This window comes from Hymenobacter sp. 5317J-9 (genome assembly GCF_022921075.1).
Lineage (GTDB): Bacteria > Bacteroidota > Bacteroidia > Cytophagales > Hymenobacteraceae > Hymenobacter.
In genome coordinates this window covers 1,107,246-1,129,438 of sequence record NZ_CP095050.1, presented here as the reverse complement: position 1 = coordinate 1,129,438, position 22,193 = coordinate 1,107,246, and the positions used below count along the sequence as shown (strand labels likewise).

At 64.4% G+C, this 22,193-nt stretch carries 15 protein-coding genes; 9 read left to right on the top strand and 6 right to left on the bottom strand.

The window, feature by feature from the left end; translation table 11 throughout:
• Positions 1–8 precede the first annotated feature (8 nt).
• The 3 genes from ruvX (at position 9) to MUN81_RS04430 (ending at position 2,306) form a co-directional block, all read left to right on the top strand.
• Positions 9–434, top strand: a complete 426-nt coding sequence (ruvX, locus tag MUN81_RS04440; protein WP_245115438.1) for a Holliday junction resolvase RuvX — start codon at positions 9–11, stop codon at positions 432–434.
• 114 nt (positions 435–548) lie between these two features.
• Entirely contained in the window at positions 549–1,157 is a 609-nt protein-coding gene (def, locus tag MUN81_RS04435; RefSeq protein ID WP_245115437.1) for a peptide deformylase, read from the top strand.
• A 171-nt stretch (positions 1,158–1,328) separates the two neighbouring features.
• Positions 1,329–2,306 carry a zinc dependent phospholipase C family protein gene (locus tag MUN81_RS04430; protein ID WP_245115435.1) on the top strand — a complete coding sequence of 326 codons (978 nt, stop codon included), beginning with the start codon at positions 1,329–1,331 and terminating at the stop codon, positions 2,304–2,306.
• Between the two features lie 58 nt (positions 2,307–2,364).
• On the opposite strand, the gene MUN81_RS04425 is transcribed toward MUN81_RS04430, so the two are convergent.
• On the bottom strand, positions 2,365–3,282 hold the full coding sequence (locus MUN81_RS04425; RefSeq protein ID WP_245115434.1) for an ion channel: 918 nt from the start codon (positions 3,280–3,282) through the stop codon (positions 2,365–2,367).
• Between the two features lie 102 nt (positions 3,283–3,384).
• Between MUN81_RS04425 and MUN81_RS04420 the strand changes: the two genes are divergently transcribed.
• Positions 3,385–3,759 (top strand): DMT family protein, encoded by a 375-nt coding sequence (locus tag MUN81_RS04420; RefSeq protein WP_245115432.1) that lies wholly within the window; start codon positions 3,385–3,387, stop codon positions 3,757–3,759.
• 11 nt (positions 3,760–3,770) lie between these two features.
• Here MUN81_RS04420 and MUN81_RS04415 read toward each other — a convergent pair whose 3' ends face one another.
• A complete protein-coding gene (locus MUN81_RS04415; protein WP_245115431.1) occupies positions 3,771–5,183 on the bottom strand; it encodes a T9SS type A sorting domain-containing protein in 1,413 nt (470 codons plus the stop codon).
• Positions 5,184–5,512: 329 nt separating this feature from the next.
• On the opposite strand from MUN81_RS04415, the gene MUN81_RS04410 reads away from it, so the two are divergent.
• From MUN81_RS04410 to MUN81_RS04395, 4 genes are all read left to right on the top strand, one after another.
• The gene (locus MUN81_RS04410) at positions 5,513–6,355 is read left to right on the top strand and encodes a hypothetical protein (RefSeq protein ID WP_245115429.1); all 843 of its coding nucleotides are present in this window, start codon (positions 5,513–5,515) and stop codon (positions 6,353–6,355) included.
• A gap of 184 nt (positions 6,356–6,539) precedes the next feature.
• Positions 6,540–7,232, top strand: coding sequence for a response regulator transcription factor (locus tag MUN81_RS04405; protein ID WP_245115428.1), 693 nt, complete (start codon positions 6,540–6,542; stop codon positions 7,230–7,232).
• 151 nt (positions 7,233–7,383) lie between these two features.
• Positions 7,384–8,805: a histidine kinase dimerization/phospho-acceptor domain-containing protein gene (locus tag MUN81_RS04400; protein ID WP_245115427.1), complete on the top strand. Its 1,422-nt coding sequence runs from the start codon at positions 7,384–7,386 to the stop codon at positions 8,803–8,805.
• Positions 8,806–8,973: 168 nt separating this feature from the next.
• Positions 8,974–11,283 (top strand): patatin-like phospholipase family protein, encoded by a 2,310-nt coding sequence (locus MUN81_RS04395; RefSeq protein ID WP_245115426.1) that lies wholly within the window; start codon positions 8,974–8,976, stop codon positions 11,281–11,283.
• 19 nt (positions 11,284–11,302) lie between these two features.
• Here the strand turns inward: MUN81_RS04395 and MUN81_RS04390 are convergent, their stop codons facing one another.
• Positions 11,303–12,016, bottom strand: a complete 714-nt coding sequence (locus MUN81_RS04390; RefSeq protein WP_245115425.1) for an alpha/beta hydrolase — start codon at positions 12,014–12,016, stop codon at positions 11,303–11,305.
• Between the two features lie 357 nt (positions 12,017–12,373).
• On the opposite strand from MUN81_RS04390, the gene MUN81_RS04385 reads away from it, so the two are divergent.
• Positions 12,374–12,928 (top strand): sigma-70 family RNA polymerase sigma factor, encoded by a 555-nt coding sequence (locus MUN81_RS04385; RefSeq protein ID WP_245115423.1) that lies wholly within the window; start codon positions 12,374–12,376, stop codon positions 12,926–12,928.
• A gap of 6 nt (positions 12,929–12,934) precedes the next feature.
• Here the strand turns inward: MUN81_RS04385 and MUN81_RS04380 are convergent, their stop codons facing one another.
• The 3 genes from MUN81_RS04380 to MUN81_RS04370 form a co-directional block, all read right to left on the bottom strand.
• A complete protein-coding gene (locus MUN81_RS04380; protein ID WP_245115422.1) occupies positions 12,935–13,870 on the bottom strand; it encodes an NAD(P)/FAD-dependent oxidoreductase in 936 nt (311 codons plus the stop codon).
• Between the two features lie 133 nt (positions 13,871–14,003).
• Complete coding sequence (locus MUN81_RS04375; RefSeq protein WP_245115420.1) at positions 14,004–18,857, bottom strand: hypothetical protein; 4,854 nt, start codon at positions 18,855–18,857, stop codon at positions 14,004–14,006.
• A gap of 455 nt (positions 18,858–19,312) precedes the next feature.
• Positions 19,313–22,126 (bottom strand): 4-alpha-glucanotransferase, encoded by a 2,814-nt coding sequence (locus tag MUN81_RS04370; protein ID WP_245115419.1) that lies wholly within the window; start codon positions 22,124–22,126, stop codon positions 19,313–19,315.
• Positions 22,127–22,193 lie beyond the last annotated feature (67 nt).

The following is a 22,193-nucleotide window of genomic DNA, read 5'->3' as shown; positions in this document are numbered from 1 at the left end:
CCGGGCACATGGGCCGTATTCTCGCTATCGACTATGGAAACAAGCGCGTCGGCCTCGCCGCCACCGACCCGCTGTGCCTGATTGCCTCGCCGCTCGATACCATTCATAGCAAAGACCTGGTGACGTACGTGAAGGCCTACCACCAGCGCGAGCCGTTGCGCGCCGTGGTGGTGGGCATGCCGCGCACGCTGCTCAACGAACCCACCGACGTGACCAGTGCCGTGGTGGGCCTGCTGCGCACGCTGCGCCGCGAGCTGCCCGATGTGCCCGTGCACGAGCTCGACGAGCGGTTTACCTCGCGCATGGCCCACGCCACCATGCTGGCCGGCGGCCTGGGCCAGAAGGCGCGCCGCGACAAAGCCACCGTGGACCGCATCAGTGCCACCTTAATTTTGCAGTCCTTTCTCGAATCGCCGCTGATGCGGGAAGTGTAACCTGTTTAGTTGTTTGAAAAAACGTCATGCGGAGCGAAGCGAAGCATCCTAATAGAGTAGTGGCGGCGGGCAAGATGCTGTGCCCTGCATGACGGCCATATAGTCCCTAATACCATGATTTACTCCATTGTCGCCATCGGCGACCCCGTGCTGAAAACCAAAGCCAAAAACCTGCCCGCCGACCTGCCCGCTGACGAGCTCAAGCGGCTGGTTGACGACATGTACGAAACCATGTACTCGGCCAATGGCGTGGGCCTGGCGGCGCCTCAAATAGGCAAAGCCGTGCGCCTGTTTGTGATTGATACCACGCCCATGGTGGAGCTGGACGAGGAAGACCTAGCCGAACTGGAAGAAGGCGAAGTGCCCGAAGAGGGCATCAAGCGCGCCTTCCTCAACCCGCAGATGGTGAGCGAAACCGGCGAGGAATGGGGCTTCGAGGAAGGCTGCCTGAGCATTCCCGGCGTGCGCGAACTAGTGACGCGCCACGCCGACATCGTGCTGCGCTACGAGGACGAAAACCGCCAGGTGCACGAGGAGGCCTTTTCGGGCATGGCCGCGCGCGTCATTCAGCACGAGTACGACCACCTGGAGGGCATTCTCTTCACCGATAAGCTGTCGGGCTTCAAGAAGCAGCTGCTGAAGGGCAAGCTGGCGCGCATCAGCAAGGGCGACGTGAAGCACGACTACCGCATGAAGTTCGCCGGCGACGGCCGGCGGCGCTAAGCGGGGCGAAAATTGAACGTCATGCCGAGCGCAGCCGAGGCATCTCGTGGACGGTAGTTAATCCTGACCATTGGATTACTGTTGCCCGCGAGATGCCTCGGCTGCGCTCGGCATGACTATTTTGTACTGATTTCACGAATTTGTAGCACCCGGCTTCGTACCTTGTTAGCCGTGAAAAAATCCGGTTATTTCCTGCTGATTTGTTTGCCGCTGCTGCTCGTGGCCTACCGGGCGCAGGCTTGGGGCTTTTTCGGTCACCGCTTGCTGAACCGGCTGGCGGTGTACACGCTGCCGCCCGGCATGATAGGCTTCTACAAAGCCAATATTGAGTACCTCACGGTGAACGCCACCCGGCCCGACTCGCGCCGCACCGTGGTGCCCGACGAGGCTCCCAAGCACTTCCTGGACGTGGACCGCTACGGCGACAGCGCCGAGTACAAGCTGCCGCGCAAATACGCCGATGCCGTGGCCCGCTACGGCGAAGACTCGCTGCAGCGCCACGGCATTGTGCCCTGGAACGTGGTGGCCATGAAAAACCAGCTCACCGCCGCCTTCAAGGCCAAGGACACGGACCGGATTCTGCGCCTCTCGGCCGACATGGGGCACTACGTGGCCGACGCCTGCGTGCCGCTGCACACCACCCGCAACTACAACGGCCAGCTCACCGGCCAGCGCGGCATTCACGGGCTGTGGGAGTCGCGGCTGCCCGAGCTGCTGAGCGCCGACTACGACCTGTTTTCGGGCAAGGCCGAATACCTCGACAATCCCACGGACGCCATCTGGGCGGCCGTCATTCGTTCGCACGCGGCCGTCGATTCGGTGCTGCTGTTTGAGCGGCAACTGACGGCCCAGTCAGCCGGCGACCAAAAGTTCGGCTACGAGCAGCGCGGCAACAACACCGTGCGAACGTATTCGCGGGAGTTCAGCAAGGCTTACCACGCCCGCCTGAATGGCCAGGTAGAGCGCCAGATGCGCTACGCCGCGGCCCTGATTGGCGACTTCTGGTTTACCTGCTGGGTCGACGGCGGCTCGCCCGATTTGAGCCAGCTGCCGCGCACGCCTTCCGAAACCGAGAAGCAGCGCCTGGAGCGCGAAGCCAAGGAAGCCGCGGCCAAGCCGGTGGTGTCGGCGCCGGGGCACGATGAGTAAACCGGCAAACGCGAAAATGCCTGAATTGAGGCACTTTCGCGTTTGCCATTTTATTCATTTACTCATTGCCGAGCGGCTGGGTGCTGTGCAGCAGGTCGAGGTCGAGCACGGCAATGCCGTCGTCGTTGACTTCGTAGGCGCGGATGTAGCGGCGGTGCCACTCTATCTCGTCGTGGGTGTAGGAGTTTCGGGCGTGCACGTCCTGCGCAAAGGTGTCGTCGTAGCCTTTCAGCTGAATGATGATTTCGACGCCGAGGCGCTCATAATCGGCGGGCTGGAGGCCGTGGAGCGGGCTCTCGGGCGTGATGTCGTGCACCAGCGTCCAGCTCAGGGGAAAGAAGCTGACGGCGTTGCGCTCCAGCGGCAGCAGGGCGTAGGTTTGGTCGTTGGTGGTTTCGTGCACGGTTTTGAGCAGCACGCGGGCCTGCAGGTCAATCAGCACGTTGGAGCGCTGGTTGGCGATGCGGAACTGCAGGCAGGGCGTGCCATCGGCCCGCCGGCTGATGATGGCCGTGCGGCTGAAATAGATGCGGGCCGTGGGCCGCGAAAACCGCCCGTAGAGCAAGCCCGTGGCCAACGCAAACGTGAGCACGCCCACCAACGCCTCCATGCTCGACACGAAGCCTGAGCCGTTGGTGGCCGGGTACACGTGCCCGTAGCCCACCGAGGTAAACGTCTGGATAGAGAAGAACAGTGCGCTCAAAAAATCCTGCCACCAGCCGCGCGGAGCCATCACGCCCGGCAGGCTTTCGAGGCCCAGGGCGAGGTAGATGAGGGCAAACACCACGTTCAGGACGCTGAAAAACAGCACCAGCAAGCCGATGAACGGCCACCAGTCCATGCGCGTAAGCCACTGGTAGGGGTCGTGGCGGTGCGGGCCGCCGCGGCGGCGCACGTTGAACGAGCCGTCGTGGTTGATGGCGCGCTTGGTGCGGCGCGAGAACTTTTCACCAATACCGGGGTCGAGGGTGCGCATGCAGAAGAGGCCAAGTTGAGAAAGCAAAAGAAGGGCATGGTTCAGAAAGCTCAACCACACGTAGTGTGCGTATCATCCCCATCTTACCTCCTGTTTTCACCCATGAAAGGCGTTTATTCCCTGTTGCTGCTCACCATTTCCAACCTGTTCATGACGTTTGCCTGGTACGGGCACCTGCACTTGTTCAAAAAAATGGCCTGGTTTGCCAAGCTGGGGCTGTTTGGCGTTATTCTGGTGAGCTGGGGGCTGGCCTTGTTCGAATACATCTTCCAGGTGCCGGCCAACCGGCTGGGGTTCGAGGAAAACGGCGGGCCGTTCAGCCTGTTTCAGCTCAAGGTCATTCAGGAAGTCATCACGCTCACGGTGTTCACCCTCTGCGCTGTGTTTGTGTTCAAAACCGACAAGCTGGGCTGGAACCACATTGTGGGCTTCGGGCTGCTGGTGGCGGCCGTGTATGTGATTTTCAAGAAGTGGTGAGCCCAGCGCGCTTACTGCGTTTTTGACACCCGCAGCACCTCTGTCCGGCCCTCGCCAACGAACTGCAGGCGCAGGGTATATATCCCCGCCGGCAGGCCGGCGGTGGGCAGCACCAGCTGCTGAGGGCCGCCGGGCCGCGGCGCAGCTGGCCGGGCCAGCACCACCCGGCCCAGGCCGTCGTGCAGCGTGAGAGCCACGGCCTGCGCGTGCGCCGAGCTGAAGGCCACGGATAGCTCGGCGCCGAAAGGATTGGGAAAGGCCGCCGTGGTGACGGCCGGGCGGCCGCCGACGGTGACCAGCGGGCTGCACAGCAGGCGGGGCAGCTGGCCCCAGGTTTCGGCGCCCTTCCGATAGCCGACCAGGGTGGTGCTCGTGCTACTCCCGAAAAAGTCGTACACGAAGTTGTTTACCACGCCCAAGCCGGTCGCGTAGCTCGCGCCCGAGTACAGGTCGATGTTAGGCCCCGCGTAGGCGGAGGTGTCTTGGCAGGTGCCAAGGTAGAACACGCGCTGCACGGCCCGATTGGTCGGAAAGGCTCCTTGAGCCGCGTCGTACAGCATCGTGTGGCTTCGGCGCAGGTACTGCTGGCTGCTGCGAGTGCCCGGGCCCGAGGCCGACGTGTAGCGCACCGTGGCCAGGGTGCTGGCGCGGCTTCCCTGCTGCGAACAGGTAAGCACGCGGTACGTCAGGGTGTCGCCGGTGCGGCTGGTAGTTCGGCTGATGATGCTATCGGCGAACAGGTAGCTAAGGGCGGGTGGCAACGTAGGATTGCCAAACGCCGCGCTTTGCTCGTACCGATATACGAACCGGTCGCCGGGCTGAAAGTCATAAATGGCCAGCGCGCCCAGTTTGGCCTGGCCCAGTCGGGCACTCGGCACCGCGGTCAGGACCTGGCGCCGGGGCGCCCCTCCGGTGGCAAAATAGTCCAGCGCAGGGCCTTCTACGAGTCCGTGCAGCTTGCTGAGCAGCAGTTGCTGGCCGTTGGAAAACGTAATGGTCACCACCGAATCGGGCACGCCGAGCACGGGGGCCACGGTGCGGTTCGTTACCCGGGCCGTAGTGCCCCAGTCGTCGGCGGTCCACGTCTGGTTGAGCGGCGCCCGCGGCTTGAGCAGCAGCGCCAGGGCGTAGCCCAGCCGCGCGGCGTCGTAGCCGCCCAATAAGGTATACTCGGCCCGCATGGTGCCGGCCCGGGTAACCAGCAGCGCCTGCCCGAAGGGGCCACCGCGCCCCCAGCGGGCCCAGCAGCCAAAAAACATGGCCGTCGGGTTGGTATTCCGGGGTACTGCGGCCCGGTCGGCAAACAGGTATAGGGAGTCTTGGCCGGGAAGCCCGGTCGCCCCGCGGCGTTCCAGTTGCAACAGGCGCACGGAGTCGCCAGCAGCGGCACTGTATTGCAGCAGCGCGCCTGGGTGAAAGGGCATGAAATTTTGCCCTTTAGCCGAGAGCGCAAAAAGCAGGACGAATAATCGGTAAGCGTTTCTCATAAGCTCCGAGGGTTTCACAGCGGCACCAGCTCGGCACAGGCAGCAGAGCGACAGCAATATAAAAACAGAAACCCACCGTCCAGCGCAGCCCCTATGCCCTCCGAACAGCAGGAGCCGGCGCCCGACTTATTGACCTGAAGAAAAATTAATCTGGCCTTCAGGCGGGCCTCAGGGCGCGGTAGAAATTTTGTATCGTCGGAAGAGCAACCGGAGTTCGCCGACGCTTACTACTCCTTCTTCATCAACCGCATTTTTCCCACTTCCCAATGAATAAGCCCTTTTACTCGGTGGCCCTGCTGGCCGCCGCCCTGCTCGCCGGCCACCCACAGGCCGAGGCCCAAACCGTGACCAAGGTCAAAACCAAAACCTCGAAAGCCACCAAAGCCACTGCCGGCAACCTGGCCACCCCACCCCCACCGCCCGCCGATGGCGAAGGCCCCGAAGGTCCCGGCGGACCTCGCCCGCCCCGCGGCCCCCGCGGCGAGCGCGGCGGTCCCCATGACGGCCCCGGCCGGCGCGGCGAGCGGGGCGGCCTGCAACCCATCACCGACGTGCGCGGCACGCTAAGCAGCTACCTGGCCAACAACGACGACCAGGTGTACGATGCCTTCATCCTGAAGCCTGAATCCGGCGCCGTGGATACCGTGCGCTTCCCCCGCCACTTGGGCAAGCAGCTGCAGGCCACCGCCAAAGCCGGCAGCGCCGTGACGGTGAGCGGCGTGCGTCACACCGGCCCCGATGGCCGCAGCCACTTCCGCTTCGTGAGCCTGACCAGCGGCAGCCAGACCATCAACGACGCGCCGCCCGCGCGCCCCAGCACCCCGCCCACGCCGGAAACGGCTACGGCCAAGGGCAACATCAAGGAGCTGCGGCGCGACCCCAAAGGCCGCATCCGCGGCGTGGTGCTCAGCGACCAGACGGTGGTGCAGCTGCCGCCTCACGCGCTGGAGCAGCTGGGCAATAAGCTGACGGTGGGTACCGCTTTGGAAGCCACCGGCGACCTGCGCACCGCCCAGCCCGGCGAGGCCCGCGTGGCCGGCACCACCGCCCCGCGCGTGGTGCACGCCCAGACGCTGGCCGTGGGCGGCGTGAAGTACTTGGTACGGTAGCCCAGCTGTAACCCGAGCTGACGCCTGAACTTCATGACCTAAACCAGCACGTCATGCTGAGCGAAGCCGAAGCATCTCTACTGCTCAACGCAATCCAATTGACAGGATTACTATTGCGGGAGAGATGCTTCGACTACGCTCAGCATGACGTTCTTTTTTGCTGTTCTTTTCATACTATTTCTTCATGCGCATTCTCATTGTCGAAGACGAGGCCCGGCTGGCGAGGTTCATTCAGCAGGGCCTCACGCAGGCCGGGCACGTGGCCGATGTGGCCGCCACCGGCCCCGAGGGCCTGGAGCAAGCCGCCACCACGCCCTACGACGCCGTGCTGCTCGACCTGATGCTGCCCGGCCAGAGCGGCCTCGACGTGCTGCGCAACCTGCGCGAGTTCGGCATTCAAACGCCCGTCCTCATCCTGAGCGCCCTCACCGACACGCAGCACGTGGTGAGAGGACTCGAAGCCGGCGCCGTGGATTACCTGCGCAAGCCTTTCGCTTTTGATGAGCTGCTGGCCCGCCTGCACATCATCGGCCGCAAAACGGCCGCTCCGGCCGGCGCCGAGGCCCTGCGCCTGGCCGACCTCGTGCTCGACCCGCTGGGCCGGGTGGTGACGCGCGCCGGCCGAACCCTCAGCCTCACCAACCGTGAGTTTGCGGTGCTGGAGCTGCTGCTGCGTAATGCCGGCCGCGTGGTGAGCAAAACGCGGCTGGCCGAAAAAGTGTGGGACGTGGACTACGACATGGGTTCGAACGTGATTGAGGTGCACATCTCGCAGCTGCGCCGCAAGCTCGACCGGGACTTTGCCCCCGCGCCCGCGTTGCTGGAAACGGTGATTGGGCAGGGCTACCGGCTGCGCGAGCCGGTGACGGCGGGGTAGCGTTGTTTAGAAGAACGTCATGCAGAAAAGGATGTCATGCAGAGCACAGCGAAGCATCTTTACCTCAATTGTAATCGATTGAATTTCGTTGCGCGGTAAAGATGCTTCGCTGTGCTCTGCATGACGTTCTCTTTTCATTCCTCCTTACCTAATGACTTTCGCCCCCGCCCCACCCACCCAAAAACGCTTCCGGCTGGGCCTGCGCGGGCAGCTGCTGCTGGTGTTTGGGATGGTGTTTGGGCTGGCCACGCTGGCCGCGGGCAGCTACCAATATCGCAGCCTGGGCCGCCAGCTGGCCCGCGCCGACGATGAGCGCCTGCGCCTGCGCGCCGAGCAGCTACTGAGTCGCGTCAGCCTCGACCCACAACCCACGCTGCCCTTACCCGACCAAACCGGCGAAACCATGCGCCTGGTATTTGAGGAAGCCGGGCGGCCCGCCCGCGAGCTGTTTCGCTCGGACGGCTGGCCGGCCCGCGACACCGGCGGCCTGCCCCGACCCGCCGCGCCCGGCCACGAGCTGCGCCACGGCCGCGTGGTGGCCGTGGCCCGGCTAGCCGCCCCGCCCGGCCCGGGCGCCGACTACGCCGAGCCCACCGGACGCCTCACGCTCTGGCTGGCCCATCCCGCCGCGCCCCTCGAAAAAGCCCTGGCCCGGGTGCGGCGCACGCTGTGGCTGGGGCTGCTGGGCAGCGCCGGGCTGGCCGGGGCACTGGCGCTGCTGGTGGCCGGCGTAGCGCTGCGGCCCCTGCGGCGCATGGCCGCGCAGGCCCGCCGCATTCAGCAGGCGCAGGACATTGCGCCCCTGCCCGTGCCCGACACCGGCGATGAGGTGCAGGAACTGGCCGAAACGCTGAACCAGCTGCTGACCCGGCTGCGCGGACAGGCTACGTCCCAGGCCAACTTTCTGGCCGCGGCCGCCCACGAGCTGCGCACGCCGCTGGCCACCCTGCAAACCGGCCTCGACGTGAGCGGGCGCGACCCCGCCCTGCCGCCCGCCACCCGCGCCGCACTGGCCGGCCACGATGCCGAGCTGGCCCGCCTGAGCCGCCTCGTGGACGACTTTCTGCTGGTGGGCCGGCTGGGCAACGGGGCCGCGCTGCCGCTGCGCCGGCGGCCCGTGGCGCTGGCCGAACTGCTACTGGCCTTGGCCGACCGGGAGCTGCCGCGCTTTCGGGCCGCGGGCCGCACGCTCACCATCGAGCTGCCCGAGGAGGACTCTGCCGTGCAGGCCACAGTGGAAACCGACGCCGACCAGCTCACCACGCTCCTGCTGAACCTGCTCGACAACGCCCGCAAGCACGCCCGCCCCGGCACCGGCGTGGTGCTGCGCCTGCAAGCCGGCCCCGTTATCAGCATCGAAAATGAGTTGGCGGCCCCGCTGGGCAACCACTTGGCCCAGCTCACCACCGCCTGGTACCAGGCCGACCCGCTGGCCCCCGGCACCGGCCTGGGCCTGTGGATAGCCGGCCGGCTGGCGCAGGGGCTGGGGTTGCAGCTGGCGCTGGCCGAAGCACATGGGCGGCTGCGCGTTACGGTAGGCTTTGGGGGTAGGGCCGACAATCTGACGCGGTAGGGCGGGTGTGGCGCGTGCGAGCAGAAGACCCGGAGCCCTTGCATCCGATATTATTCAGTTGATAATCATGCAATATTGCGCAGCCTACTGTCGATAAAAACCCGGGAGCCCGACGCGGCGTACCAGCGGCAGTAACGAGCCCCTGAGCTACGTTTTTTTCTGCATTTTATGGCTTATTTCTCCTCCCGATTGCTGCCGGCCCTGGTGCTGGCGGCTCTTTCTCTCCTTTCGGCCCAAGCCCAAAAAGTGGGGCTGGTGCTCAGCGGCGGCGGGGCCAAGGGCCTAGCGCACATTGGGGTGCTCAAACAGCTGGAAAAGAACCACATACCCATCGACTACATTGTGGGGACGAGCATGGGCGCGGTGGTGGGCGGCATGTACGCGGCCGGCTATTCTCCGGAGGAAATTGAGCAAATTGTGCTCAACCCCGAATTCCAAAACTGGACCTCGGGCAAGCCGTTGGAGAGCAAGACCTTCAACTTTCTCACGGCCGAGCCGTCGCCGTCGGCCCTGCGGCTTGGCATTGCCATCGATTCCACGTTCAAGGCCCGAGTGAGCACCAACCTGGTGAACGACCTGAACCTGAACCTGGCGCTGGCCGAGAAGCTGGCACCGGCCTCGGCCGCCAGCGGCTACGACTTCAACAAGCTCTTCGTGCCCTTCCGCTGCATGGCCTCGGAGGTGTTTACGCGGCAGGTGGTGGAGCAGAGCAAGGGTTCGCTTTCGGACGCCATTCGCAATTCTATGTCGTTTCCGCTGGCGTTTCGGCCCATCCGCAACCTCGACGGGAAGTACTATTACGACGGCGCGGTGTACGACAACTTCCCCACCACCGCCATGAAGAAGACGTTCGCCCCGGACATCATCATCGGGGTGAACGTGGGCGACGTGGCGTTCAAGAAATACCCCAAAAACGACGACGCGCTGCTGGCCAGCACCGTGGCTTTTCTGGGCACGAGCGTGGCCGACACGGGCAGCGTGGGCCGCAACGGCATCTACATCCAGCCCGACCTCGAGGGCATGGGCGTGGGCGATTTTGACCGGGTGAAGGACTTCATTGCCGAAGGCGACACGGCCGCCCTGCGCAGCATGGAAAAGATAAAAGCCCGCATCGGGCGCCGCGTTGACGCGGCCGACCTGCAGCGGCGGCGGCTGGCCTTCCAGGGGCTGGCGCCCAAGCCGCGCTTCATTCAGGTGAAGGTGAATGGCCTGCGGCCCGACCAGAACGAGTACGCGGCGCGGTTTTTCCGCAAGTCGGGCCGGGAATACTCGCTCGACGACATTGAAGAGGGCTACTACCGGCTGGCGTCGGACGACTATTTCAAGAACATTTACCCGCGCATTCGCTACGACGCGGCCCGTCAGGGCTACGTGTTCAGCGTGGACGCCCAGCGCAACAACAACGTGAGCACCGAGGTCGGCTTCGTGCTCTCGAACCGGCCCATCGACAACCTGTATTTTGGGGTGGAGTACCGCTACCTGCGCCGGCTGCTCTACACGGCCTCGGCCGACGTGAGCCTGGGCCGCTTCTACAACGGCGCGCACGGCTCGTTCCGTGTCAACATCCCGGCCAAGTTTGCCTATTTCTTCGAGCCCGAAGTGACCTACAACCAGTGGGATTACCAGAACACGGGCGGCGTGCTGGGTCGCGATGTAATCAACACGCAGGTGCGGCAGCAGGACACCAAACTGGGCGGGCAGTTTGGCATCAGCCCCACTTACCGCAGCCGCCTGCTGTTCGACGTGGCCACCTTCGTGACCAAGGACGAGTACACCAACTCCACGGAAATCAAGTCGGCCGACGTGCTGGACGCCACCGTGTTCAGGGGCGCCACGGCCGCCCTGCGCCTGGCCCGCAATACCCTCAACCGCAAGCAGTACGCTTCCAGCGGCCACCGCTACGTATACACGCTGCGCGGCGTCACGGGCTCGTCGACCTACACGCCCGGCTCCACGGCCGAGCAGCTGGCCAACACCCAGCACCGCGAGTGGCTGCAGTTCCGGGCCACGGTGGAGCGGTATTTCTCCCTGAAAAAAGAACGCCACGCCTGGGGCTATTTCGGCGAGCTGATGGTGAGCTCGCAGCCGCTGTTCACCACATTTCGCTCGACGCAGACCATTGCGCCGGTGTTTGCGCCGCTGCCCGACTCGCGCACGCTGTTTCTGGATGCTTACCGCTCGTCGCGCTACGGCGCCGTGGGCTTGCGCTACACCCAGCCTTTTTTGAAAAAGCTGGAGTGGCGCACCGAAGTGTACGCGCACGTCAACGCCCAGCCCCTGAAGCAAGGGGAGTTGCAAACGGCTGTGCGCCGCTCCGGCTTCGACCGCCCGCGCGTGACGGCCAGCACGGGCCTGATTTTCCAGACGCCGGTGGGCCCGCTGGCCTTGCACGCCCGCTTCTACGACGACCCCGCCGAACGTTTCGGCATCTACGGCCACCTGGGCTTCCTGCTTTTCCGAAGCCGCGCGCTGGAGTAAACCACGGGGCAGGACGCCCCTACCCTTCTACCGCCGCCTGCACCTCGGCCGGAGCCTCCAACGGCAGCAGATGGCCAGCCCCCGGCACTTCCTGAAACTGCGTGCCCGCCGGCAGCAACGGCAGGGTGAGGCGGCGTTGCGTGTCGGGCGTAATGGCGGTGTCGCCCTCGCCCACCAGCAGTTGGCAGGGCACGTTGATGCGCGGCAGCAGGGCCGAAATGTCTTCGCGGGCGCCTTCCAGCAGCCAGCGGGTCCAGGCGGCTTTCGAGGTGCGCAGGTTGTCGGCAATGACGTGGGCCCGGAGTTCGGGCGCAATGGGGCGCCGGGTTATCTTTTCGAATGTTTTGGCCGCTTCCTCGGGCTTGCCGTGCGCAGCCACGGAGGCGGCCCGGTCTTCGTCGGACATGGGCTCGCCCGGGGGCGGCGAGGGCGACAGCAGCACCAGGCGGCGCAGGCCGGACGGGCGCCGCGCCGCCAGCGCCAGCGCCATTTTTCCGCTCATGCTGTGGCCAATCAGCGTGAACTCGGCCACCTCATGCTGCGCCAGGAAGTCGGCAATCCAATCGGCATAAGCCCGCACCGAATAATCAAAACCGGCGGGCACGGGCTGGCCGCCAAAACCTGGCAAACTGGGCGCGAGCAGGCGCACGCCGGCGGGCAGCAGCGCCTTGAGCAGGTCGTACTCGCGGCCGGAGCTGGCCCAGCAATGCAGCGCAACGATGGTAGGTGTCATAAGCAGAATAGCTGGCCCCGCGCTACGGTTGAGTTGGCGCGGGGCACAGCGTAAGCCGCACCGGCCCCTACTTGTTTGCTAAAGGGCAAAAATGTGATGCCCCGGGCTGCCTGCGTGCCCCCCGCGCCCCTGGGTTTTCTTCTTCGTGCCAATCCACTTGCCCGCATCCTGCCGTAGGTCTGCTGCACCACCTCTTACTATTCTTATCCAGCTTTGGCGTCAGGCCAAAATTATATAGCTGCGGTCATCGCCTTACCTCGCCTTTATCCGTTCTAAACTCCTACTATTCAAGTCCACATTTTCTATCCCTAACACCGATGCCGCCCGGGCTTGGGCTGGCTTCGGCTGTTGTCCCGTATGAAATCAACCCTGGCGCTGCTGGCGGCGGCCGAGGAGGAATTGCTGGTGCAGCGCCTCCTGGCCCGCGACGAACAAGCTCTCCAACTCCTTCATGACCGTTATTCCCGCAATCTGTTCGCTGTTATTTTCCGCCTGGTGCGCGATGAAAACCTCGCCCAGGACGTGCTGCAGGAAGGTCTGCTGAAGGTGTGGCTGAGCATTGACCGCTACGATGCCGACCGCGGACGCCTCTTCACCTGGATGGTGCGGGTGTGCTGCAACCAGGCCATCGATGCCCTGCGCAGCCCGCGCCACCGTTTCCATAGCGGCACCCGCTCCCTAGAAGTGGGCGGGGCCCAACGGGCCCAGGCGCCTGCCTCGTTCAACCCCGAGCACATCGGCCTGCGCGAATTTGTGCTGCGCCTCAAGCCCCGCCAGCGCGAAGTCATCGACCTGCTGTACTTCGGCGGCTGCACCCAGGCCGAAGCCGCCGAGCAGCTCGGCATCCCGGTGGCCACCGTCAAGACGCGCGCCCGCGCCGCCTTGCAGGTGCTGTCGCAGCTCGTGCGGTAGCGCGGCTCAGCGCGGGCACTCCTCGCGCGTCAGGCTTTCGTTGATGAGAATGGCGGCCCGGTTGCCCTCGGCGGCGGCTATCAGGGCCTGCTGGGCGCCGGGCGTGGTGTCGCCGGCGGCATACACGTAGGGCACCGATGTTTGCAGGCCCGAGTCGACCCACACGGCACCTTTGCTGGTGATGCGGGCGCCCATTTCCTCGGCTAGGGCGCTGCGCTGCAGCTGCGGCGCGTGCAGGAACACGGCAGCCCGTTCCAGCCGGCTGCCATCCGCAAACTCGATGCAGTGCAAGTCGCGCTCCTTGGTACCAATGAGCCGGGCAATGGGCTCCTCGTTGACGCGAATGTGGTGGCGACGCAGGCGGCGCCGGGCGTTGGGCGTGAGGTGCCCGGGGCCGTCGGTCACCACCACCACGTCCGGGCTCCAGCGGCTCACCAGCAGGGCCAGGCCCGTCACGGTGCGGCCCTGCCCGTACACGGCCAGGGGCTGGCCCCGCACCTCCCAGCCGTGGCAGTACGGGCAGTGCAGCACGCCCCGCCCCCACAGCTCCCGAAAGCCCGGCAGCGGCGGCAACACGTCGGCCACGCCGGTGGCCAGCAGCACCCGCCGGGCCGTGATGCTGAGCGGCGCGTCGTCGGCTGTGCCGCAGCCGGTGGCCCGGAAGCCGCCCGCCTCCGGCACCACGCGCTCGATGCGCACGCACTGCACCTCCACGGTTTCGTAGGGGCGCAGCTGCTCGTGGCCCAGGCGTAGCAGCTCGGCCGGCGTCACGCCGTCGCGGGTGAGGAAGCCGTGCACGCCGGGCGAGCATTCGTTGCGCGGGCGGCCGCCGTCGGCCAGCAGCACCCGGCGCAGGCAGCGCCCCAGCGTGAGGGCCGCCGCCAGCCCGGCGCTGCCCGCGCCAATTATCAACACGTCGTATTGCATCAAAGTCAAAATCAAGCCCTGTCCGGGTTGGTCTAACCCGCCGGATGGCCCCGGGGTTACGTTGGCGGTCCTGGCAGCCATAAAAAAAGCCCTCCCCGACATGGGGAGGGCTTTTTCATTTGCCAGCAAGCCGGCTGTCGCTCGTGCGTTATTCTTTCACGAGGCGCTTGGTCAGGTTCACTACCTGGCCGCCGTTCTGGCCACGCACCAGCACCACGTAGGTGCCGCTGGCGATGGTGTTCAGGTCGAGGGCGTGCGCTAGGCCGGCGGGCAGCACTTTGCCCAGCACAGTGCGGCCCATGGCGTCGAGCACGCTCACCTGGTAGGTGCCGGCGGGCAGCGAGGTCAGGTCGAGTTGCGTGTTGCCCGAGGCGGGGTTCGGCGAGAGGGCGATGCCCAGCTCAACGGCGCTCTTGGTGAAGGCCACCGTGCGCACCGGCGAGTAGGTGCTCGTGCCGTCGGTGTCTACCTGCAGCAGGCGGTAGTACACCCGGCCCGTGGCTTTGGCACCGGCGCCGGCATCGGTCAGGGCGTAGGTAGAGCCGGCCGAGGTCGTGCCCTGGCCTTTCACCTGCGCGATTTTCACGAAGTCGGAACCGTTGAAGCTACGCTCCACGTCGAAGTGGTCGTTGTTCTTCTCCGAAGCCGTGGTCCAGGTCAGGGCGGCGTCGATGTTTTTCACGGCCGTCACGGCAAACTCTTTCAGCTCGACGGGCAGCGGAGCCGCGCCGATGGTGAAGCTCACGTTGTTCACGGTCACGCCGCCGAACAGGTCGGTGGTGGTCACCGGAATGGTATAGGTGCCGGCCACCAGCTTGGTGCGGTCCGTCACGGTGAAGAGGCCGGTGGCGGCATTCAGGGAGACGCCGATGTTGCTCAGCTGCGTGGTGGCGGCGGGAGTGGTGGTGGCGTTGGTGCCGGTGGTGGCCAGGCCATTGGCGGCGCCGGTAGCCAGCACGCCGGTGGTGGTGTTATAGAGCTGGCCCGACGAGTTGTACCGAGCCCCGTTGAGGTCGTACACGTAGGCAATCACGTCGCCGTTCAGGTACTTGGTGAAGCCGTTGGCAGCCGAACCGCCTTTGGCCGGCAGCACGGTGTAAAGAGCGGCGTTGTCCTGGCCCACGCGGATGGTGTAGAGGGCGTCGAGGCTCTGCAAGTTGCCGTTGTCGATGGCCGCGTAGGTGAAGAACACGTTGCCGGTGAACGTCGACACGGGGTCGAAGCGCAGCGAGGCAGCTTGGGTGGGGGTCAGCGACACCGAGGTGCTCGTGATGGCCGTGTAGGTGCCGCCATTGTTGTAGTAAAGCGTGCCCTGCGTGGTGGCGTTCGGGAGGCTCGTCAGCACGTAGCTGGTAACCGTATTGTCGTCGGTGCCCACCAGCGGCGAGATGTTCAGGGCGCCGGCCGTGTTGCCCTGGGGCGACTGCAGTGCGTTCACCACATTGGCGGCGTACGGGGGCTGGTTCAGCGGCTGGGTGGTCACGCTGGCCTGGTTGTTACCGGTGTTGCTTTCGCCGGTGGCGGTCACGTTGGCCGAGACGAAGGTACCGCCCGTGCCGGGGGCATTCATCGAAATGGTGAAGGTGTTGATAACCTCACCGGCCGGGCCGGGCACTTGGTTCGTGATGGCGGGGAAGGTAATGGTGTTGCCGGTCTGCACACCACCGCCGGTGATGTTGCTGGCCGTCACGCCGTTGAGCAGCGTCACGGTCTGCACCACCGAAGGAGCGGTAGCCGGGCCGTTGTTCAGCGTTTGCACCGTATAGGTCAGCGTCGTGTTGGGCAGAGCTGCATCGGGGCCGCTGATGGAAGTGGTCACGTCGTAAGCCGTGGGAGCAACCGTAGGCGTGAGGGTCACCGTGCGGTAAGCGTAGTTATCGGCCGCAGCGGCGGCCGTTGTGCCCTCGTTGTAAGGACCAGCTACTGCCGACACAGCGTACAGCGTACCCACCGTGGGGGCCGTCACCGTCACCGTGTAGGTATCGCGGGCGTTCCCGCCGTTGGAGCTCAGGCTGGTGCCGCTGAACGTGTAGACGCCCGTGGTCTGGTTATAGGTGCCAGCGCCGGTGCTGGTACCGGTTACCACCGTGCCAGGGGGCAGGTACAGACGCTGCACCACGTTGTTGGCGGTGTTGGTGCCGTTGTTGTTATCAAACACGACGGTGTAAGTCACCGACCCACCCGGGGCCACCGTGGTAACGTTGGGCGTAAGCGTGGTAAACATGCTAATGCCCGTGTTGGCCGAGGCCGTCACGTTTACCGAAGCGGTGGTGGCAGAATTGTTGGTAGAAACCGGGTCCGTCACGGTAGCGCCGGTAACCTGCGCCGTGCTGGTCAACTGGCTGTTGAGTGCCTGCGGGTTCACAAAGGTGGCGGCGTTTGCCACCGTGGCGCCGCTTACCAACGCAGCGTTGGTAAAGGTCACAATACCCGTCGAAGCGGTGTACACCCCGTTGGGGCTCAGCGTGGGCGCAGCGGCAAGGTTTGCCGGCAGCTGAATGGTGGTGGTCACCGTGCCGGAAGTCGAGGGGCCGTTGTTGGTGGTTTCGGCCACGTACGTCACCGGGCCGTTCACGGCCACCGTCGAGGGGCCATTCAGGCGCACCGTCAGGTCGGCCGAAGCTGCTACCGTGGTGGTGGCGCTGGCCGAGTTGTTGGCGTAGGTACCGTCAACCGAACTGGTCGTTACGCTGGCCGTGGCCGGGTAGCTGCCCACCGTGGTGGGCGTGAAGCTCACCGTGTATACCTGCGTGATGCCAACCGGGCTGGTTTCAATGGCGGGGAACGTTACCACGCCCGTGCCGCTGTTGTAAGTGCCGTCCGTGCTCACGCCCGTCAGGCCGGCGGGCAGTTGCACCGTCGGAATCAGGTTGACAGCAGTCGAGGGGCCGTTGTTCGTGAAGAAAGCCGTGTAACGAACTTCCTGGCCCAGCAGCACCGAACCCAGGCCGGCGATGGAAGCGGCCACGTCGGCGTTCGGCACCACGTTCACTTTGGTCGAAGCCGCGTTGTCGGCCACTATCGGGTCCACGGTTATGGTCGCCGAGGAAGTCGTCGTTGCGCCCACCGAAGCCGTCAGCAGCATGCCGCCGTCGCCCACGTTGGTCGGTGCGTTAAACTTAATGCTATAGCTCTGCGAGCTGGCGCTGGCCAGGGTCGTAATGGCCGGCAGGGTCAGCAGGCCCGTGGTGGTGTTGTACTGAGCACCGCTGGCGAAGTTCACGGTATTGCCGCTGGGGGTGCCGCTGGCGCCGTCTAGCTGCAGCCCCGTGAGGCCGGGCAGCAGTTGCACGAGTTCCACCACGTTGGTAGCGGGCGAAGGGCCGGCGTTGGCGGCCACAACAGTCAGTGTTACCTGGTTACCGGCGTTTACCGTCTGGGCCGAGGCCGAAATGGTGGTGTTCAGGTTGGCCACCAGCGGGTTCGTGGGCGGGTAGTTGAACTGCACGTTGGTGATGCCTGCCGAGCCGTTGTAGTAAGCCGTATTGTTGGCGGTATTGGAGTCGCTGCTGTTGCCGGCAGCGAGGCTAACCCGAGCAATGGGGCCAAAATCCGAGCCCGTGGCCTTGAAGCTGATGGTGTTGGCCACCGTCTGGCCGGCGCCGAGCGTAGCCAAGGTGGGGAACGTCACGGTGCCGCTGGCTGCATCATACGTGCCGTTGTTCGAGACGAACACATTGGTCAGGTTGGCGGGTAGTGCCACGGTTTGCACGACTTCGGCCGTGGGCAGGGCGCCCAGGTTGGAAGTCGTTACGTTCAGCGTAATCAGGTTGCCCTGCGTGATGGAAGCCGGGCCGCTGATGGTAGTGGCCACGTCCGTGACCGGCGCCACCAGCGTCGTGCGGGAGTCGGTATCGTTGGCCGTGGTGCCGTTCTGGCTGGCACTGGTGGTGGTGGTGGCCGTGTTGGGGGCATAATAAATGCCCGGCACAGCCGGCAGCGTGTACGAGTACGTGAACGAGGTGTTCGTGCCCGAAGTAGAGGCGATGGTGGGGAAGCTCAGCGTGTTGCCTACCAGCGTGCCGCCGCCGGTGCTCGTCACCGTGGCGCCGGCCGGGATGGTCACCGAACGGGTGGTGGTGGTCGACGACTCGGGGCCGCTGTTGCCAAAGTTCACCGTGAAGGTATTGGTGCCGCTGGGCAGGCCCGTGGTGGGGCCAGCAGTGAAGTTGGCGTACACATCGGCCTGGGCGCAGAAGGTCAGGAACTCGAAGCCGATGGTGTGGGTGCGGTCGGTGGTATTGGTGGCGAAGGGCGCGATGTTCTCGTAGGTGAACTCGATGCGCTGCACCGTGCCGGGGAAGCTCACCGTGATGTCGCCGGTCGTGATGCCATTGCTCACGGCGATGCCCGTGATGGCGTTTCGCTTGTAAACGGGGTCGGAGGTCGCGGTAGCCGTGCTGCCGTTGCCCACAAACTTCTGGATGTTGTTGTTGATGCCCGGGCCCGAAAAATTGCTGGGCGCCAGGTCAATCAGCGTGCCGCCGGTAGCCGTGGGGTAGGCATCCAGGGTAAGCCGGTCGATAAAGCTGCCGTTTACCAGGTCTTTGTCAACGTCCGTAAACGTCATGGTGAGGTTATTCACCGGCCGGCTGAAGGTGTACACCACGGTGGCCACGTCGGAGGTGGGGCCGCCGCCGGTCACGTTGCGCTGCCACACCAGGAACTTGCCCGTGCCGAGCACGGCGTTGGCGCCCACGGCAAACGTGTTGATGGCGGCGCCGGCACTGCCGGTGTAGTTGCTGTAGGTAACGGAAGTGCCCGGCGAGCCGCTGCTCACCTTGTCCGACCCCGTGGTGCGGCTGCCGTCCGGCGTTGCGTTGGTGTAGTTGAAAGTAACTACCTGGTTGCAGGTCTGTGCGGAGGCGTCCGAAGCACTGCCTGCCAACAATAGCCCTAACAAACCGGCGCCCCACCGGAACGACGAACCGGCTCGATTAACGGTGCGCCGCAACGGCTCGGCCACCGAAGTAGCCAACCTAGATGGTAAGGAAATCCTCATAATGGGAAAGGGTAAAAATGTAGTGAATTCAGTTGTGCTTATGATGTGGGCGGCCAAAAGCTGCCAATGAAAAATCAGAAGGGCATCAGGCTAGGGGCCAACGCCGGGTAATCGACTGCTTTAATTAAAATTTCTGCCAAAACGTAACCTTTTCTAGCCCCCAAAAGTACCATTCTTTTTTTATTGTCGCTAGTTAATATTCGATGAACAACGGCTTACACCCGACCAACTTCAGCTTTTAACCATTATTCTACTGACCATAAATCCCTCTTTCGGCCATCCATTCATTATCACAAAACCCATATATTATACTTACTTAAAATCTCTCATGAAATTTTTTTATAAAAAATATTCTATTTTAACACCTACCGCTTCAACTGTCTGAACACAAAAAAAGCCCGCAATTGCGGGCTTTTTTTTACGAACCGGAAGTGGCTTCCGGATTTGCAAAGGCACTATTTTTTTCGGCCGCTGGTGGCTACCAGCGCCCGGAGCGGCTCGTTGAAACCAACGGCATCCACCAACTCTTCGAGCGGTAGGTGGAGGCGGTATTTCCAGAAATGGGTCGGATTGCTGGGCACGTTGATTTGCTCGTCGTGCGGGTTGGCCCGGCGCAGGTGGCCGTCGATGGCCAGCAAATCCTGCAGCGGGAAAATGGCCCACATGGCCGGCGAGTGCAGGTGCTGCACCAGGATTTCGCGCGCCACCCAGGGCTCGCAGTAGAACGGCGCCACCTCGCGCCAGTGGCCGAGCATGGTTTCGAAAAAGCGCTGGGTACGCACCCGGTCTTCTTCCCACCAGCCGCGCACGGTGCTCATGTCGTGGCTGCTGGTCGTGACCACGTTCAGGTAAGGCGCCGCGTCGGGATGCCCAAATTCGGTGGCCGGGTCCGAAGGCATGCGCTGGATGTGGAGGCCCAAGATGCCGAGTTCCTTCATCACGCCGGGCACCGAGGCGGGCACCATACCCAGGTCTTCGCCGCAGATGAGCATGTCGGTGGCGTAGCGCACGGGCGGCAGTTTCACGAGGCCCTGCTGGCGCCAGAACTCCTCGTGGCGCCGGAAGAAGAAGTCGATGTAGATGTCGTCGTAGAGGCGGCGGCGGTCCTCGTCGCTGTCGAGCTCGCGGAAAGAGTAGCTCTTGTTGAGCGTGATGCGCGGGTGGTAGAAGTCGTTGCCGGCCGGCACAAACAGCACCTCGTTCACCAGCTTGAACAAGCCGGTTTGCAGCCACTGGAAGTATTCCGTGTGCTCGGGGTAATCGGCTATTTTTTGGGCGATGTAGGCTTCAATCTTGCGCTGGTCGTCCACATTCTCCTTCAGGTGAATGCGGCCGTAGCTGGCGTCGTACATGTACTCGTCGAACACGTTCTGGGCTTCGCCCTGGAAGATGTCCTGCAGCATGTGCCAGCGGATGTAGGGCTCGCACAGGCGCGAGTAGTCGAACCAGCCCAGGCGGCGCTCAATCTCGTGGCGGTGCAACGGCAGCGCGGGCGAAAAATGTCCCAGCAGGCCCTCCACCGACTCAATGGGCATCTCCCAGATGCGGAAGAAGCCCAGAATATGGTCGATGCGCAGCGTGTCGAAGTAGCGGGCGAGATGGCCCATGCGCTGCTTCCACCACTTGTAGTCGTCCTGGGCCATGCGCTCCCAGTTGTAGGTGGGGAAGCGCCAGTTCTGGCCGGTGGTGGAGAAATCGTCGGGCGGGGCGCCGGCCTGGCGGTCCATGTGGTAGAGCTCGGGCTGCGTCCAGGCGTCCACCGAGTGGCGGTAGATGCCGATGGGCAGGTCGCCCTTCAGCACCACGCCGTGGGCGCGGGCGTAGTCGACGGCGGCCAACAGCTGCTTGTCGAGGTGATACTGCACAAAGAAAAACAGGCCGTACTCGTCGTAGTCGGGCGCGGTTTCGGCGGTCAGGGCTTCCAGGTTTTGCGGGGTGCGGAACTCCTCAGGCCACTGCTGGAAGTCGGCGGTGCCGAACCGGTCGCGCAGGGCTGAGAAAGCCGCGTAGGGCACCAGCCATTCGGCCTGGCTGGCGTAGAACGCGCGGTAGCCGGCATCGGCCAGGAAGTTCTGCTTCTCCTGCTTGTAGAGCAGCTTGAGAAACTTCCACTTGGCGTTCATTACCGGCTCGTAGTCCACGAAATCCTTGGCGTTGAGCTCCTGCTTGAGTTGGGCCAGCTCTTTGGCGGCCTTCTTGTCCTTGAGCGCGGCAATGCCTTCGAGGTGGATGAACTGCGGGTGCAGCGCAAACACCGAAATGGCCGCGTACGGGTAAGAATCGACCCAGGTGTGGGTGGCCGTGGTGTCGTTGATGGGCAGAATCTGAATCAACTGCAGTCCCGTTTTCACGGCCCAATCGGTGAGCAGCTTCAAATCGGAGAACTCCCCTACCCCAAGGCCCTGCCCGGAGCGCATGGCAAACACGGGCAGCGCCACGCCGGCCCCGCGCCAAGCGTCGGGGTAGCGGTAGCCCTCGTCGTTGAAGACGCGGGCGGCGGTGCGGTCCTGATTGGCGGGCACCACGCGGTTGTCGCCGCCTTCCATGTCGAGGGCGTGGCCGGCGGCCGGGTCCCACATGGCGTATTTATAGTGGCAGTCCTCGCCGGGGCTTTGCAGCTTGATGCGGCCGCTCCAGGTGGGGTAGGCAGCATCGGTCAGTACGAGGGCTTTGGTGTTGTCCCAGGCGCCGAGGGCGGGGTCGGAGCCGAGGATGCACAGGCTGAGGTGCGGGTCCACACGGGGCGCCACCAGCTGAAACACGGTTTCGCCGGCCGCTGGGGGGGTACCAGCCGGCTGAGAGGTGCTGGCTGGTTCGGCAGCTTCAGTGGCCTTCGCGGCTTTGGGTGCTTTAGTAGCCTTTTTGGTTTTGGCTGCCAGGGCTTCGGTTGGCGCCGGGGCGCCGGGGCGGCGGAACAGGGCTTTGGTGAAGGCGGCGGTCAGCAGCTCGTTTTCGGGCTGGGCCGGGGCGCGCCAGTAGTCGGCCAGGCGCAGGCGCTGGGCGCGGGCGGGGTCGTAGGCCACGGCGCGATTGGGGCCGTGCTCCCAGTGCTGAGCGCCGGTGTTGGCGTCGAGCAGTACGTACTTATAGGAGAGGCTGCCGGCGGCATCGGGCACTTCCAGGTCGAGGCTCCAGCAGGTCGTGGCTTCGTCGTAGTGCAGGGGTGCGGCACTGGCCAGCTGCCAGCCGCCCAGCTCGGGCCGCGAGCCACACACGGCCAAACGCTGGCCGAACACGGTGCGGTAGGGAAGGGAAAAACGTATTGTCATGCGGGAAGCTTGGTGGGATTTGGGGGCGAAAGATAACGCCTTGCGGAGTGAAGAAGGAGGAACCGCG